Source organism: Candidatus Spongiihabitans sp., from assembly GCF_965247905.1.
Lineage (GTDB): Bacteria > Pseudomonadota > Gammaproteobacteria > Arenicellales > Poriferihabitantaceae > Spongiihabitans.
In genome coordinates this window covers 1,853,769-1,868,597 of record NZ_OZ252047.1, presented here as the reverse complement: position 1 = coordinate 1,868,597, position 14,829 = coordinate 1,853,769, and the positions used below count along the sequence as shown (strand labels likewise).

The 14,829-nt window shown below is 47.3% G+C and carries 13 protein-coding genes and 1 pseudogene; 11 read left to right on the top strand and 3 right to left on the bottom strand.

Annotated features, from left to right (window positions below):
- Positions 1-49 precede the first annotated feature (49 nt).
- Complete coding sequence (locus tag ACP158_RS09590) at positions 50-1,207, bottom strand: 2-aminoethylphosphonate--pyruvate transaminase (protein WP_424948443.1); 1,158 nt, start codon at positions 1,205-1,207, stop codon at positions 50-52.
- 142 nt (positions 1,208-1,349) lie between these two features.
- Between ACP158_RS09590 and ACP158_RS09585 the strand changes: the two genes are divergently transcribed.
- From ACP158_RS09585 to ACP158_RS09565, 5 genes are all read left to right on the top strand, one after another.
- Entirely contained in the window at positions 1,350-2,231 is an 882-nt protein-coding gene (locus ACP158_RS09585) for a LysR substrate-binding domain-containing protein (protein ID WP_424945921.1), read from the top strand.
- Positions 2,228-3,748, top strand: coding sequence for an alkaline phosphatase family protein (locus ACP158_RS09580; RefSeq protein ID WP_424945920.1), 1,521 nt, complete (start codon positions 2,228-2,230; stop codon positions 3,746-3,748). The genes ACP158_RS09585 and ACP158_RS09580 overlap by 4 nt, the downstream gene beginning before the upstream one ends.
- Positions 3,749-3,943: 195 nt before the next feature.
- Positions 3,944-4,552 (top strand): DUF4145 domain-containing protein, encoded by a 609-nt coding sequence (locus ACP158_RS09575; RefSeq protein WP_424945919.1) that lies wholly within the window; start codon positions 3,944-3,946, stop codon positions 4,550-4,552.
- Positions 4,553-4,573: 21 nt separating this feature from the next.
- Positions 4,574-6,010, top strand: a complete 1,437-nt coding sequence (locus ACP158_RS09570; RefSeq protein WP_424945918.1) for a toll/interleukin-1 receptor domain-containing protein — start codon at positions 4,574-4,576, stop codon at positions 6,008-6,010.
- A 150-nt stretch (positions 6,011-6,160) separates the two neighbouring features.
- Positions 6,161-6,850 carry an IS1595 family transposase gene (locus ACP158_RS09565; protein ID WP_424945917.1) on the top strand — a complete coding sequence of 230 codons (690 nt, stop codon included), beginning with the start codon at positions 6,161-6,163 and terminating at the stop codon, positions 6,848-6,850.
- A gap of 63 nt (positions 6,851-6,913) precedes the next feature.
- Here ACP158_RS09565 and ACP158_RS09560 read toward each other — a convergent pair.
- Positions 6,914-8,067: pseudogene (locus ACP158_RS09560) on the bottom strand (IS4 family transposase).
- A 1,004-nt stretch (positions 8,068-9,071) separates the two neighbouring features.
- On the opposite strand from ACP158_RS09560, the gene ACP158_RS09555 reads away from it, so the two are divergent.
- The 6 genes from ACP158_RS09555 to ACP158_RS09530 all read left to right on the top strand — a co-directional run bounded on the left by ACP158_RS09555 (position 9,072) and on the right by ACP158_RS09530 (position 12,690).
- Positions 9,072-9,497 (top strand): 3'-5' exoribonuclease domain-containing protein, encoded by a 426-nt coding sequence (locus ACP158_RS09555; protein ID WP_424945916.1) that lies wholly within the window; start codon positions 9,072-9,074, stop codon positions 9,495-9,497.
- Positions 9,498-9,715: 218 nt separating this feature from the next.
- Positions 9,716-10,087 (top strand): hypothetical protein, encoded by a 372-nt coding sequence (locus tag ACP158_RS09550; RefSeq protein ID WP_424945915.1) that lies wholly within the window; start codon positions 9,716-9,718, stop codon positions 10,085-10,087.
- Positions 10,088-10,104: 17 nt separating this feature from the next.
- Positions 10,105-10,980, top strand: coding sequence for an exonuclease domain-containing protein (locus tag ACP158_RS09545; RefSeq protein WP_424945914.1), 876 nt, complete (start codon positions 10,105-10,107; stop codon positions 10,978-10,980).
- 205 nt (positions 10,981-11,185) lie between these two features.
- On the top strand, positions 11,186-11,332 hold the full coding sequence (locus tag ACP158_RS09540) for a hypothetical protein (protein ID WP_424945913.1): 147 nt from the start codon (positions 11,186-11,188) through the stop codon (positions 11,330-11,332).
- Between the two features lie 168 nt (positions 11,333-11,500).
- Positions 11,501-11,842 carry a hypothetical protein gene (locus ACP158_RS09535; protein ID WP_424945912.1) on the top strand — a complete coding sequence of 114 codons (342 nt, stop codon included), beginning with the start codon at positions 11,501-11,503 and terminating at the stop codon, positions 11,840-11,842.
- A gap of 98 nt (positions 11,843-11,940) precedes the next feature.
- Positions 11,941-12,690 carry an SDR family NAD(P)-dependent oxidoreductase gene (locus ACP158_RS09530; RefSeq protein WP_424945911.1) on the top strand — a complete coding sequence of 250 codons (750 nt, stop codon included), beginning with the start codon at positions 11,941-11,943 and terminating at the stop codon, positions 12,688-12,690.
- 108 nt (positions 12,691-12,798) lie between these two features.
- Here the strand turns inward: ACP158_RS09530 and ACP158_RS09525 are convergent, their stop codons facing one another.
- Positions 12,799-14,826: a putative 2-aminoethylphosphonate ABC transporter permease subunit gene (locus tag ACP158_RS09525; protein WP_424945910.1), complete on the bottom strand. Its 2,028-nt coding sequence runs from the start codon at positions 14,824-14,826 to the stop codon at positions 12,799-12,801.
- Positions 14,827-14,829: the final 3 nt, after the last annotated feature.

Genomic DNA, 14,829 nt, shown 5'->3' with positions numbered 1-14,829 from the left:
GAAAAAGCTGTCAGCGAAATAGTGAACTTATACAATTTCCCGCCGCCGACTATGTGATGCGCCCTGAAATGCCAAAGCTATCCAGTGTATTTCGAATGGCGGCCAATGCGCCTTTCATTTCATCAGCGCCAAGCCGACCGATACAACCTATTCGAAAACTTTCAGCGACGGTGAGTTTGCCAGGGTAAATAACATAGCCCTGTTGGCGCAGATGATTGTAGAACGCATTAAAATCAAATTTCGCATCTGCTGGCATATGGAAGGTAACGATTATTGGCGCCTGTAGTTCATCCGCCAACAGGGTTTTGAATCCCATTGCCCGCATACCGTTGACCAGAATACCGCAGTTGCTTCGATAGCGACCTCCCCGCCCGGCGACACCGCCTTCCTGGTCAAACTCTTTCAGCGCCTGAGCGAATGCCAACAGTACATGGGTTGGCGGCGTGAATCGCCATTGCCTGGTTTTATTCATTACCGTCCACTGATCGAATAAATCCAGGCTCAGCGAAGGAGAGTTACCTTTGGTATCTTGCAATGCTTCTTTCCTGGCGATACAAAACCCCATGCCGGGCGCCCCTTCCAGACATTTATTGCTGGACGCAACCAGCGCATCAAATTTAACCGACCCGCTATCAACCGGCAATGCCCCGAATGCGCTCATGGCATCGATTAGAAATCCCCGATTATGTTTGGCAACGATATGGGATATATCGGTGAGTGGGTTTAAAATTCCGGATGTAGTTTCGCAGTGAACCGCCGCGACGTGGGTAATCGATTTGTCCTGTTCAAGGGTTTTGTCCAATTGCTCAACATCGATCGGCACATCTTCACTCGATTCCTGAATCAAGAATTTTCTGCCATAGTACTGACAAATTTTTGCAATTCGATGACCGTAAGCGCCATTGATACAAATAAGCAATTTGTCTTGCGACGGCACAAAACAGCCAATCATCGCTTCAACGACAAACGTGCCACTGCCCTGCAATGGCACGGTGGTATGGCTGTCTTGGCCATTGACAATATCCACCAGGCGAGCCAGCACCCGCTGATTCAAGTCAATGAAATAAGTATCCCGCGAGCCATAATCGTGTAGCATTGCCCGCTTTACCGTGCTGGAGGTGGTCAGCGGCCCGGGCGTAAGCAAGAAAGGATCTCCGGTTGGGGATGCGGCGCGCGCGCTCAGGTCCTCGTTCAGGTCCGCGTTCATGTCCTCGCCCATATCATGAGCGGATTTAGAATGATCAGATTTGGAATTCATTATTTTAACGGCTATTGTAGTGGGTAATTGATATTTATACCGCTATCAAATAGTATCATCCAATCGATATAACTGATGTTTGGAATAGGCTATGCCAATCTCACACGCCCATTTGCGCTCGTTCCACGCCGTCGCGACGCATGGCGGCTTTACCAAGGCCGCGGATATGCTGCACATTACCCAGCCAACCTTGTCCGGGCAAGTGAAAGAACTGGAACAGCGTTATGGCGTAAAACTATTCGTTCGCCATGGTCGGCGTATTGAACTGACCGATTTCGGCGCATCGGCGTTTACCATCACCAGCAAGTTGTTTCGACACGAAGACCAGGTCGAGCAACTTTTCCGCTCCGCTAAAAACTTGACCACGGGCGAGCTGCAGGTAGGCGCCGATTCACCCTACATCGTTACCCCGCTGCTCGCGCAATTTCAGCGACTGTACCCCGGCATCCATATCTCAATACGATACGGCAACTCCGAACAAGTGATGCACTGGCTCGAATCCCAGCGTTGCGATGTCGCAATCCTGCCTAATGTTGCCGATGATCAACGACTGCACATTATTCCGTTGCAACCCGATCAACTGATTGCTTTTGTTGCCCTTGATCATGCCTGGTCTGAGCGACGTTCCATTGGATTGGAACAGCTGGTGAGTCAACGAGTAATCCTGCGTGAAAAAGGTTCGCGCACTCGATCAATTTTCGAACAGGCGCTGGACGATGCCGATCTTAGCCTGAGCGATGTCATGGAGATCAGCAGCCGCGAAGGCGTTTGTGAAGCGGTCGCGGCAGGATTTGGGGTCGGCATCATTTCGGAAAATGAATTAGGCGCAAGCCCGCGGTTTAAATCCTTGCGGGTCGACAATGCGCCCTTGACCCATTCGGAATTGGTGGTTTGCTTGAAGCAAACCCGTTCGGTACAGGTGACCAACGCATTTTTGGACATGATCGCTGCAAACATCGCAGAAGCAAAATGAACCTGCTTTTCATTACCGCCGACCAGTGGCGCGGAGAATGCCTGTCAAGCTTAGGGCATCCTAATGTCAAAACACCGAATCTTGATGCGCTGGCGAGCGACGGCGTTCTGTTCAAACGGCACTATGCCCAAGCCGCGCCGTGTAGCCCGAGCCGCACTTCCCTGCACAGCGGCATGTATCTTCACAATCATCGGGTATGCACCAACGGCACGCCGTTCGATGCGCGCCATACCAACTGGGCGCTGGAAGTGGGCAAGGCCGGCTACGCGCCGTATTTGTTCGGCTATACCGACACCGCCCTGGATCCCCGCGGCATCGATCAGCGCGACCCGCGATTAAAACATTACAGTGAACCCATGCGCGGCATTGCCACCGATACGGTATATCGAAATGAATTTCCGCAGAACTGGGCAAAGCACTTGCGCGAGCATGGCTATCCACTGCCTGATTTTCAGTATGATGTTTACGGCGCGACCGCGCCCGGCACGCAATGGGAAGACGGCGGCGATGCGCCATTGCCGTCCATCATCAAGAGCGAACACCACACCACCCATTTTATGGTTGATTTGTGCATGAACTGGATAGGGCAACAATCGGTGCCGTGGATAACGCACTTGTCATTGTTTCATCCGCATCCGCCGTTTGTCGCGCCGCAGCCTTATAACAGCATGTATGACCCGGACTCCTTGACAGACTGCACGCGATTGTCGCGCCTGGATGAAGACGCGGCGCAGCATCCCTGGCTGGCGCATCAGTTGACCAAGGAAAAGTTTCGCGCGCCTTCCAATCCGGAAACCATCAAACGCTTGAAGGCAAGTTACTTTGGTTTGATGAGCGCAGTGGACGACGCCCTCGGACGGCTGTTCAAGCGGCTCAAGGCGCTGGGAAAATGGGACGACACATTGATTATTTTCACCTCCGACCACGGCGAGCAAATGGGCGATCATTGGCTGATGGGCAAGAGCGGATACTTTGATGCGTCCTACCATATTCCGTTGATTATTCGCGACCCGCGACCCGTGGCGGACGGCGCGCGCGGGACGACGGTCGATCGCTTTTCGGAAAATGTGGACATCATGCCGACCCTGCTGGACTGGCTAGGTCTGGCACCGCCGACGCAATGCGATGGTCATTCGCTCATGCCTTTTATCCATCACGGCGCCGCGCCTGATAACTGGCGCAATGAAGTGCATTGGGAATATGATTTCCGGGAAGTGCTAAACCCAAAAGTCGAACAAGTTCTCGGCATTAACCAACATCAATGCGCGCTCAATGTCATCCGCGATGAAAATTATAAGTACGTCCACTTCACCGCATTGCCGCCGTTGTTTTTTGATTTACGCGACGACCCGAATGAATTTCATAATCGCGCGCAAGACCCGAAATACCAGAAACTGGTTTTGGAGTATGCGCAAAAATTGATCTCCTGGCGGATGAATCATGATGACCGGGCATTGACCGAAACCTATCTGTCGGAGAGAGGCCCGATGACGCGGTGCGTGGAGGTGCGGGGGTGATGGTGATGGCGGTGGTCGCTCCTGCGCATCCTGCGCCCGCGACATATATGCCATCCATGGCAAAAATGACAGCGACATAAATAGCAACAGTCACCAACTTTGATGCTATCATCTATACCGTTATTCGCTACGCTGACCGCTGTTGTGGCGGCTGGATTCACGTGTTAGGACTACAAGAATAAACGAGGGGAAATTATGAGCTTTCAAGGCCATCGTTCAATATCTAAACCTGACGGTAGTACAAAAGACGCATGGGAAACTTACACTTGCGGATATTGCGGTACAAAAGTCAGTGGCGCTGTTGTTGCCTATTATGATTGGAAAGGCCCGGCACAAAATCATTACTCTAACAAGTGGCTACTATGCACTAGTTGCACTAGACCATCGGCAAAATTTAATAGTATCGTTTCCCCAGGTTTACCTTTTGGTCCCAGCATTCAAGGTTTGCCAGATGAAGTTGGTGCTTCCTATAATGAGGCTCGTAGATGCATGGAAGTTAATGCATATACCGCGGCAGAACTTATCTGCCGCAAGATACTAATGCATGTTGCCGCAGACAAAGGAGCAAAAGAAAAGGGGTCATTTGATTCATATCTAACATATCTTGCGGAAAAAGGCTACGTGACTCCTCCCATGAAGGGTTGGGTAGATTTAATCCGGCAACACGGAAATAAATCAACCCATAAGCTAGATAGTCCAGAAGAAGAGCGAGCGCAGAGCACAGTAATGTTTACAGCTGAATTATTGAGGTTGGTGTATGAAATGGAATTTATGGCAAATAAATTTACACAAGAGCAGTCTTAACCAGGCATTCGTATCGAAATTATGGATAAACCAAAAGTATTTATTTCTTACAGCTGGACAGATCAATCCCATCAAGAATTAGTCAAGCATTGGGCTGATAGGCTTATTGCTGATGGTATCGATGTTATTTTGGACGTGTATGACCTAAGTGAAGGTGATGATAAATACGCCTTTATGGAGAGCATGGTTACTGACCCAAAAGTCACGCATGTTCTCGTGATTTGTGATTCGGCTTATGCTGAAAAGGCTAATGAACGTAAAGCTGGAGTAGGTGCTGAGTCCCTAATAATATCTGGTGAAGTTTACAAAAAAGTAAAACAATCTAAGTTCATTCCGATTGTCTGTGAATTTGGTGATGATGGTAAGCCGACACTGCCAGCATTTATGGAATCTAGGATATGGATAAATTTCTCAAGCCCAGAGACTGAAAACGAAAACTGGGAGCAGCTAGTTCGCCTTCTATATGGTAAACCAAAACACGTAAAACCCCAAAAAGGGAAGGTTCCTGCTTATGTCACAAGTGAAGTGCCAATCCCTACTAGCGAAGCATTTTCAAAATTCAACTCCCTAAAGCAAGCTCTCCTTCAAAACAAAAATGGTTTAAACCACTATAGGCGTGAATTTATAGAAGTATGTATAACTTATGCTGATAATTTAAGGGTGCGAGAAGAACCAGAAGTCGCGTCTATGGGAGAAAAAGTACTGGAGGACTGTGGCAAGCTTAAAGTTGTTAGAGATCATCTCTGTGATTGGGTTCTTCTCGAAAGTGAGATTACTGATGCAGATATATTCTCAGAAGTGTTAATAGATGTTCTTGAAAAATTCAGGGAGTTAAAATCAAAGCCTCCCGAAGTAAACCCCTGGAATGAATCTTGGTTTGAGGCTCATTCCGTCTTTGTATATGAAACTTTCTTGTACATTATTGCAGCACTACTAAAATCAGGTGCGTATAAAGTGCTTAATGAAATATATACCTCTCATTACTTATTACCGTCATCAGATGACTATGGGCCATCTAACTTCAAAAAGTTTGATTCCTTTTACGGTTACTCAGAAACACTACAATCTGTTTTAGCACCAGAAGGGCAACGCCTTAATGCTCCAGCAGCAGAGCTAGTAAAAAGACAGGCAGATAGAGGAGATGTCCCATTTTCTGATATAAGAGAGGCAGAGCTATTAACACTTCTAATGTCATTTCTCACTCCTGACACTGAATGGTATCCGCAAACGCTACATTACTCTTCCTACAGGAATGGTTATCCATTTTTTATTCGAGCAGCACAACATAAGAATTTTCTAAAATTGGCCGCTATTACAGGTATAAACTCTGCAGACGAACTAAGAGACAAAGTTAAAGAAGGGCATGAGCGACTAGACGTAAGACGATGGCATAATTTTCATTTTGGAGGAAATTTTTGGTCTTCCATGAATATGGATGAATTAGATAGTTTGAAATGAGCCAACAATCGCATGCACTCGGACAGTAAAAAGTGCTACTCCTCGTTCCTTGCTCTGCATTTTGCATTCGGTGATGCGGGACATTATATCATATAATTAACAAGGGTCATGACAACTTAAGCATGGTTAATATCATGGTAAGGTGTTGTTATGAAAGTAAAAAACAGGTATGTCATTCGTTCCCATGTGTCAGAGAGGAAATTTAGAGATTTAATCAAATATTTTTCCGTGGATTTAACGGCGACACAAATAGCGGAATTAACCGGTTTAAGTCGGCAAACCATCAACAAATACTTGACCGCTATTCGGTTACGAATGGTCAGTCATTGCCGACAAGCCTCTCAGCCATTAGCCGGGCAGATCGAAGTGGATGAAAGTTATTTTGGGGCTAGACGCATTAAAGGGAAGCGTGGTCGAGGCGCTGGGGGCAAAATAATGGTATTTGGCTTGCTCAAAAGAACAGGGAAAGTCTATATGGAAATAGCGCCGGATTGCTCTGCATATACGCTACAGAGCATTATCTTAGGTAAAACAGAGATAGGCAGCGTCATTCATTCTGATGGTTGGCGCGGCTATAATGGTCTGGTTGATTTTGGCTATAAGAAACATTTCAGAGTGCATCATGGTCGGAATGAATTTGTGCGAGGCAATAGTCATATCAATGGCATCGAATCTTTTTGGGGCTATGCTAAAACACGTCTGGTCAAGTTTAAGGGGATGAACAAAAGCATGTTCAATTCACACCTTAAAGAATGTGAATTCAGATTCAATAATAGAGGGCAGGATTTGTATAAAGTCTTGCTTGATGACTTTAGAAAAAAGCCGCTAAAGTTGTCATGACCCTTGTTTTAATAAAGCTTATATGGTAATGCGTCCTTATAATAATACTTCACTGCTGTCCCATTAACTTTCACAGCAACAAGGCTTGATTGCGATTGAAGCCGGGTCTGGGGGCGGGATGCCACGCAAGAGTCCCATCAAGTCGCGCTTGTCGAACAAGTTAAGATGCAACAGGCGGAGCATTTGTTGCATGCTTTTGCCCAGCTTCGACTGGAATTTGATGAACGCCAAGAGTAAATACACGCACAGCGCGACCCAGATTTGCGTCATCACCGCGTTATTGCTGGTGCCGATGAAAGACTTTATCTTCAGGTTTTGCTTAATCCACTTAAAGAACAATTCCACCTGCCAACGCGCTTTATAAAGGTCGGCGACCGTCTTGGCCGCCAGTTTCAAATTGTTGGTCAAGAAAACGTAATGCTTGCCGGTCTCGGCATCGCGGTAGCCGATGCGGCGCAGGGGGATGGGGCATTGTCTTGATGCTTTGGTGCCGGTGAACACGATGCGCTGGTCGCAGGTTAATCCCTTGCTCTTCAACACCGCCGCGCGGCCGACAACGCGATACGCCGCGTCTTTCTTGATACGAGTGACAAAGAATATGCCTTTGTCATTCAACTGTTTATACCAGCCATAGTCGTTATATCCGCGGTCGATGACGACTAGGCTGCCTTTGGGGAAACGCAGCGCGCGCCCGATAGCGAGGTCGCTGGTTTTGCCGTCGGTGATGGCGACGAACTCGGGCAGGCAACCGCTGTGGTTCAGCCCGACATGCAGCTTGACCGCCCCCTTGGTCGTTCGGAAATCGGCCCACGGGAAGGCCGAGAGGCACAACTTGATGGGGCTGGCATCGAGCGAATACAGCGGGTTCTTGAAACGAAACTTGTGCCCGGGACCCCCTGGCAACGTCGCAACAGTTTCTTGAACAGTGCCTCGTACAACGTATAAGGCTTGTCCCGGTTGATGCGCGCCAGGCTGGAGCGGGACAGTTCGACGCCGCCCAAGTGATAAAGCCGATGCGTCTGAGCGCCCAGGTTGTCGACGATGTCGCGCAAGCTGTCGCGGCCGGTCAGTTGCGCCATGAACAGGCCGACGAACTGCGCCCAACGCGACGCGACACGGAACGAGCGGCCACTATGATGCCGTGTGGCAAGGGTCTCGAATTCATGTCTCGGCACCCATTTGAGGAGTTGCGATAAAACTGTGTTACAATGCGCCATGGTCTGATTCTCCTATTTGATTCAATAAGTTGTGTGCCATCTCATTGTATCAATTCAGAGCGAATCAGACCATCTTTTTTGTCTGTTAATGGGACAGCAGTGATAATACTTAGGCGTCCTTATAATAATACTTAGGCGTCCTTATAATAATACTTAGGCGTCCTTATAATAATACTTAGGCGTCCTTATGGGGGGGCACTTCAGAGATGGAATGGTTTCAATTACAAATTGTTCCCGCCTGCGTGCTTTTGGTGGCATGCATCCTGAGCGGTAAGCGAGGATTATTGCGATGGGAAATCGTTACGGCGATTTTTGGCTGGACAGCCGTCATTGCGTTCACATTGACATTCATTCTTTGGATAACACTCTCTCAGATGAACCTTCACCAGTATACTCTACAGCTAGCATCTTTCTGTCTTATCACAGCATTGGCAAGAGATTACGAAAAGATTTTGGCTCCATTGTTCCCCTGGAATCGTGATTAGATCCAGATATGACCAACAATTCGAATCAAGAAAACCAGAACCACATAGACTTTTATAAACACTTGAGCGGTCTCAGCTTAGCAACTTTTGCAGGATGCATTACTCTGCTAGCAGCTTTTGACCACTCACACTGGTTATTGCTTTTTGCCTCGTATTCGGCGTTAGCTTCCGCGTTCCTGAGTCTTTACGCCATCAAAACCATTGACCGAGGGTAGAATCCCTTTCCGCAATCCTGTGCCGCTAACAGGCCGATTAGGTAAATATGTTGCCTACAAACTTCTCCTTCTTTCGCTAGGCATAGTGGCCATCGTCATTGTGTCTGTATCGCTTGCTTTGACTGCCGAAATATCAACGACTGCGGAACTGCTTGAAGATGGTAAAAAATAAAGGGGTCTGTGAGAATTAAATGCAAATTATTGATATTATTTGCTATCATTCACCTAACAAATCACTCCACCTAACCGCTTACGCGTCAGGTGACCCAAGCGTTAGGTGTTAAATCAGAAAAGTGAGGCGAAAATGAAAGAAATAGCAATAGTGGATATAGAAACATCAGGTTTTCAAAATCAAGGCGGACTAATTGTTGAAATAGGAATTGTTGGATTAAACTTAGAAACAGGAAATATTACTACTGAATTTGAGTCCATTGTTAAAGAAAATGGCTTTGGGGAAAAACATTCTAAGGATCCTTATGGATGGATTTTTCAAAATTCAGATTTAAATTACGATGATGTTTTACAGGCACATGATTTAACAAAAATGATCCCAGACATTCAGGCAATTTTTAATAAATATTCGTTGGGTGCAACAGCATTCAACAAACAATTTGATTTTGGTTTTTTAAAATCTAGAGGACTAACAATCAAAGAACTACCTTGCATTATGCTATCAGCGACACCTGTTGTTAATTTGCCGCCAAACCCTGAGTTTAGTGATGCAAAGTAGCCTAAAGTAGAGGAAGCATGGAAATACTTCTTTCCAAATACAACATATAAAGAAGCCCATCGTGCACTAGATGATGTACAACATGAAGCATTAATAGCTTATGAACTCTACAAACTTGAAAAATTTAGTATATGAAAAACACCCAACAAATCATTCCAGCCGACCGCTGACGTGGTTGGTGAATTCAGGCGTTATGCAACGAAAACGAGAGCTTGGAAATGAACCACCGTGTTTATAGATCTTATAGTGAGCCATTAAGAAAAAAGCTTTCTTGGGATGATCGCTGGGAAGGTGCCGATAATGGGTTAATCACCTGCTGGGAAGTTGGGAGAGAATTAAGCAATAAAGAGCCAGGGATAGCAGAGCGGGCTAAAAATGGTGAACTCCCCGTGTTGGGATGGAAAGGTGGCGTAGAGAAAAAAATAAAGAAGAAAGAAAAATATGGCACGCTGTTCTATTTGGCGCAATGGCAAGGGTTACGCGGGGATGATTTGGATATAGATTTATCAGAAGAGCCTGAGCTTGTATGTTCAAAAACTGGCATGAAAGTTATCTACACTGGCGACTTTAAGAAATATGGCAATGCTTAAAAGAGGAAGAGCGCAAATTGAACTTCATTGCACTTGATGTTGAAACTGCAAATGCAGATATGGCTTCAATTTGTCAAATTGGAATTGCCAAATATATTGATGGCAAGTTGGCAGAAGAATGGTCATCCCTGATTGATCCAGAAGATTACTTTGATTTTATTAATATTGATATTCACGGGATAACGGAAAAGGATGTTGTTGGATACCCTACTTTTCCTGAAATTACAGATAAGCTATCTGATTTCATGAATAATGAGGTTTCCGTTTGTCATACGCACTTTGACCGAGTATCCATAAATCAAGCTTTAACAAAATATGGTCTTAAAGAATTTAATACTATTTGGCTTGATTCAGCACGCGTGACTCGCAGGGCATGGCCTGAATTATCATGTAGAGGTTACGGTTTGCATAATGTATGTAATTTTCTGGGGTATAAATTTAAACATCATGATGCTTTAGAGGATGCAAAAGCAGCAGGTCATATTCTTTTAGCTGCATCCAAAGAAAGCGAGTTAGATATTGAGGGTTGGTTAAAACGAATAAATCAACCTATTGACCCTGCAAACATTGGTACAAGAGCCGCAATAAAGAGAGAAGGAAATCCCGAAGGCTCTTTGTATGGTGAGGTTATGGTTTTTACGGGAGCGCTGGAAATACCACGGCGTGAAGCTGCCGATATGGCATCAAAAATAGGTTGTCAGGTTGGGGCTAGCGTAACAAATAAAACAACTTTACTGGTTGTTGGCGATTGGGATGTATCAAAATTAGCGGGGCATGAAAAAAGCTCCAAACATCGCAAAGCAGAACTGTTGATATCAGAAGGCATTCCAATCCGTATTCTCAGGGAAACAGACTTCAAAGAAATGGTGTCCTCATCAGATGAAATCGCCTAACGAAAGCATCCAGCGGCGACAGTTAAAAGCGGCGTCGCCCCTTCATCGCTTTGCTTTTGCGTTGGGCGATTTCAAGCGTTATGCGCAGAAAAACATCGAGGATTGAATCAATTAAAGGTAATATGCCTTATAATAATAGTTCGGTAGTTGAACGCACAGCGATTGCTTAACTTCCATACTACTGTGCAATTTTTGGAGAAAATCTATGAGTGACAAAATAAAGCCAAATGATAATCGTGCAAACCAACAAAATCCCAACAAAAGAAGTTCGGGGACAAACCACCAGCATGACCAAGGTCAGGGTAATCGAGGCAAACAAATGAATCAAAATCAGAGAAGAAAGAAAAAGTAGTGAAAGCTGTGCAAAGATAGGCATAACAAGCGAAAATAAAATAAAGGGGCCGGCATGAATTAAATAAAAGTTATTGATATTATTTGCTATAAGTCATCTAACAAACCATTCCACCGACCGTTAACGCGGTTGGTGGTTTAAAACTTTAATCTTACGGAGAAACTTATTATGGATATTGAAAAAGCAATAGAGATTGTTCAGTTATTGTCGCAAGGAATCGATCCGGAAACGGGTGAAGAATATCCCGGCGATAGCCCTTACCAGCAACCCAATATCATTCGGGCGTTATACGCTTCGGTTGATGCGTTGGAAAAAGAAAAGAACCGCGTTAGTCGAAATAAAAACTTGCCGAGTCATTCTGGAAGTCCTTGGTCGGATGAGGAAGATAAAAAACTGCTCGAGGGGTTTAAGTCAAAAAAATCTATTACAGAGTTGGCGGAAGCTCATCAACGCACGAAAGGCTCTATTCATGCTCGGTTGGTTCGGCACGGCAAAATAGAAATTACATGAAAGCCAAATCTGACGATTCATTCCGCTTGACCGCCGACGTAGTGGGCGAATAATCATTAGGCATAACCGAGGGCGACGACCATGACCACAGCCACGCCATGAAATTTTCCGGACAAGCCGCGCTGGTGGCTGGCGCGGGCGGCGGCATGGGGCTGGAGATTGCGTGCCAACTTATCCAACGCGGTGTTAATGTTTGTCTGGCGGATATCAAGCCGCGGCCGGATGACATTGCTGACGGCCCGGGAAAATCAATTTATGTTCAGGCAAACCTGAGTCATCAAGATGCTGTCGAAGACACGGTAAACCGTACCCAACAAGCGTTCGGGCGCATCGACTATCTGGCAAACACCTTGGGGGTGCTTTGGCTGGATAAGGATAAATCCGCGGTGAATATCGATATGGAGGTATGGGATCAGGTGATGAACATCAATCTTCGCTCTATGGTTTTGCTTGTTAAAAACGTCATTCCTGAAATGCAAAAATCCGGATTTGGCGCGATGGTGCATTTTTCATCCATTGATGCGTTGCGCGGCGACCCGTTGCCGCAGGATGCTTACGGCGCGGCGAAGGCGGCCATGATTCGCTTGTCCAAGTCGCTCGCCATTCAATTCGCTAAAGACCAGATACGCTGCAATGTGATCTTACCCGGCCCGGCGTTAACCCCCATGCAGGAAAGGTGGCAAGGAAAACCAGAGTTGCAGGCTAACGTTGCTGAACACATTCCCCTCGGTCGTTTGGGTAGCGCAAAAGACATGGCAAACGCATGTCTGTTTCTATTGTCTGATAATGCTGCATTCATAACCGGGACGGAATTGATTGTTGATGGCGGTATTACTGCACATCCTTGATCACCAGCACGTCCCATGCTCAACGCGTAGGCACAAACGCAACGGAGTTCGGCTGGAACAACCGGGTTGCCGATATGGAGCAATACTGGCGCTTGCCCGGCGTTACATTTAGTCCGAACCTCCCTCGCGCGTACGCCAGGCTTGCGTCTTGCGCATCACCTTTCGCGTAATAAACAGATGCAGCAGGCGTGCGCACACATTGGAGTAAAAAATCATCATACCCATCGCCGCGGCCGGGGCGATGTCGCCGGCGTCGTCCATGTTGAGCACCGCAACCGATGCCAGGGCGGTGTCGGGCCCGTATAGAAATATCACCGCCGACACGGTGGTCATGGCATTAACGAACAGGTAAATCGAAATGTCCAGCACCGACGGTAGGCAAACCGGAACGGTGACTTTCGAGAACAGTTTGTAGAAAGGTTGCTTCAGCGACGAGGCAACCGACTCGAATTCCCGGTCCATTTGTTTCAGTGCGGTGATTGCGGTTAAATGCGAGACCGTGTAAAAGTGAGTCACCGTGCAAACCACCAGAATGCCCATGGTGGCGTAGATTCCGTTTAGCGGGTTGGCTGGATTGTTAAAGAAAAAAATATACGCCAGGCCAAGCACCATGCCGGGAATTGCCATCGGCATCATCGCAAGAAATTGAAAGGCCGAGCGGGTGGCGACGAATCTATTGGTTTTCTCCACCATATAGGCGCCGCAGAAAACGATGATGGTGCCCGCAACCGCGGTGTATAGCGCCAGGCGAATGGAGTTGGACCAGGAAACCCAACCGCCGCCGTCCATCACGTCAAAATTGTAGTTGTTCAAACTAAGGCTTAAATCATAAGGCCAAAATTTGATCAGCGCCGCATACTGACAAACGCCGATCAGTCCGGCGATAAATACGGTCACCAGCACGCAGTAACCCAGACAAAGCAAATCAAATTGTTTGTGCGGCTTTGGCTCATAGGGCACCGACCGCGCCGAGAGTTGCGCGACCTGCTTTTTCTGTACCACGCGGTCGATGGAGAATGCCAACAGCGCCGGTATCAACAAGACAACCGAGACCACCGCACCCATTTCAAAGTTTTGTTGGCCGATCACTTGTTTATAAATATCGACCGCGAGCATGTTGTATTGACCGCCGATCACTTTGGGCAAACCAAAATCCGTGATCACCAGATTGAAAACCACGAATGCGGCCGAGAACAAACCGTAGCGAGCACCGGGGATAGTTACCGTCCAGAATATTTTCCAGCGGCTGGCGCGCAGGGAAATCGCGGCTTCATAAAGCCGGGCGTCGGAGAGGCTCAACGCGGTTGTGATGATGATCATCGCGTGCGGAAAGGTGAAAAACACCGAACCGATGACAATGCCGATGGGTCCGTAAATCGACTCGCCGAGCAACAGTTCTTTTAACATGCCCTGATTGCCGAACAGATAAACCAGCGCGATGCCGGGTAGCAACGATGGCACCAGAATCGGCGCCATGGCAATAATCCGAAACAATCCCTTGAATCTCATGGTGCTGCGCGTCAGCGCGTAGGCAAAACCGAATGCCAGGCTGACGGTGATGAGCGTGCTGATCAATGAAATGATCAGCGAATTTTTCATCGATAGAAAAAGCGCCGGAGTCGAGAAATAAATGCGGTAGTTGTCCAGCCCGGTCGAGCGCGAAGCGCGCAGGTAAATGCGCCTGAATGTGTTCGACTCAAACTCATGCCACTCGGTATCCGCAACCCGCTTGCTGCCGACAAGAAAAGAGCTGTCCGGGCTGATTTGGCGAATTTTGTATCGGATCGGGCCGCGAAAACTGAAGTCCGGGAAAAAAACGGTAGCGGCGAGTCTGCCGTCGGAGCTGGTTACGAGCTGCTCGGGTTGCACCGCCTGTAATTTTTCATTGAGCGCGAACGCGGTCGCCGGCGCACTCCAACCATCGCCGTTATTGACCTGGAATTCAAAATTGTTCAGATCGAAATAAAAGGTCGAAACGGATTTCGACAGCATCGCATACAGCGGAAGCGCCAGCGCGATAACCAGATACAGCCCGACGACCAGCATATAGCCGATCATTATTTTGTCGTCCCTGCTGGTTTTAGGGCGGATTACCGGAGCGGCGGCGGCATTGACTGCTTGAGCGGCACTTGCCATGAT

Excerpts from the sequence above, each read along its gene's own strand:
- ACP158_RS09590 (WP_424948443.1), bottom strand. The coding sequence starts at position 1,207 with ATGAACGCGGACCTGAACGAGGACCTGAGCGCGCGCGCCGCATCCCCA.
- ACP158_RS09585 (WP_424945921.1), top strand. The coding sequence starts at position 1,350 with ATGCCAATCTCACACGCCCATTTGCGCTCGTTCCACGCCGTCGCGACG.
- ACP158_RS09580 (WP_424945920.1), top strand. The coding sequence starts at position 2,228 with ATGAACCTGCTTTTCATTACCGCCGACCAGTGGCGCGGAGAATGCCTG.
- ACP158_RS09575 (WP_424945919.1), top strand. The coding sequence starts at position 3,944 with ATGAGCTTTCAAGGCCATCGTTCAATATCTAAACCTGACGGTAGTACA.
- ACP158_RS09570 (WP_424945918.1), top strand. The coding sequence starts at position 4,574 with ATGGATAAACCAAAAGTATTTATTTCTTACAGCTGGACAGATCAATCC.
- ACP158_RS09565 (WP_424945917.1), top strand. The coding sequence starts at position 6,161 with ATGAAAGTAAAAAACAGGTATGTCATTCGTTCCCATGTGTCAGAGAGG.
- ACP158_RS09555 (WP_424945916.1), top strand. The coding sequence starts at position 9,072 with ATGAAAGAAATAGCAATAGTGGATATAGAAACATCAGGTTTTCAAAAT.
- ACP158_RS09550 (WP_424945915.1), top strand. The coding sequence starts at position 9,716 with ATGAACCACCGTGTTTATAGATCTTATAGTGAGCCATTAAGAAAAAAG.
- ACP158_RS09540 (WP_424945913.1), top strand. The coding sequence starts at position 11,186 with ATGAGTGACAAAATAAAGCCAAATGATAATCGTGCAAACCAACAAAAT.
- ACP158_RS09535 (WP_424945912.1), top strand. The coding sequence starts at position 11,501 with ATGGATATTGAAAAAGCAATAGAGATTGTTCAGTTATTGTCGCAAGGA.
- ACP158_RS09530 (WP_424945911.1), top strand. The coding sequence starts at position 11,941 with ATGAAATTTTCCGGACAAGCCGCGCTGGTGGCTGGCGCGGGCGGCGGC.
- ACP158_RS09525 (WP_424945910.1), bottom strand. The coding sequence starts at position 14,826 with ATGGCAAGTGCCGCTCAAGCAGTCAATGCCGCCGCCGCTCCGGTAATC.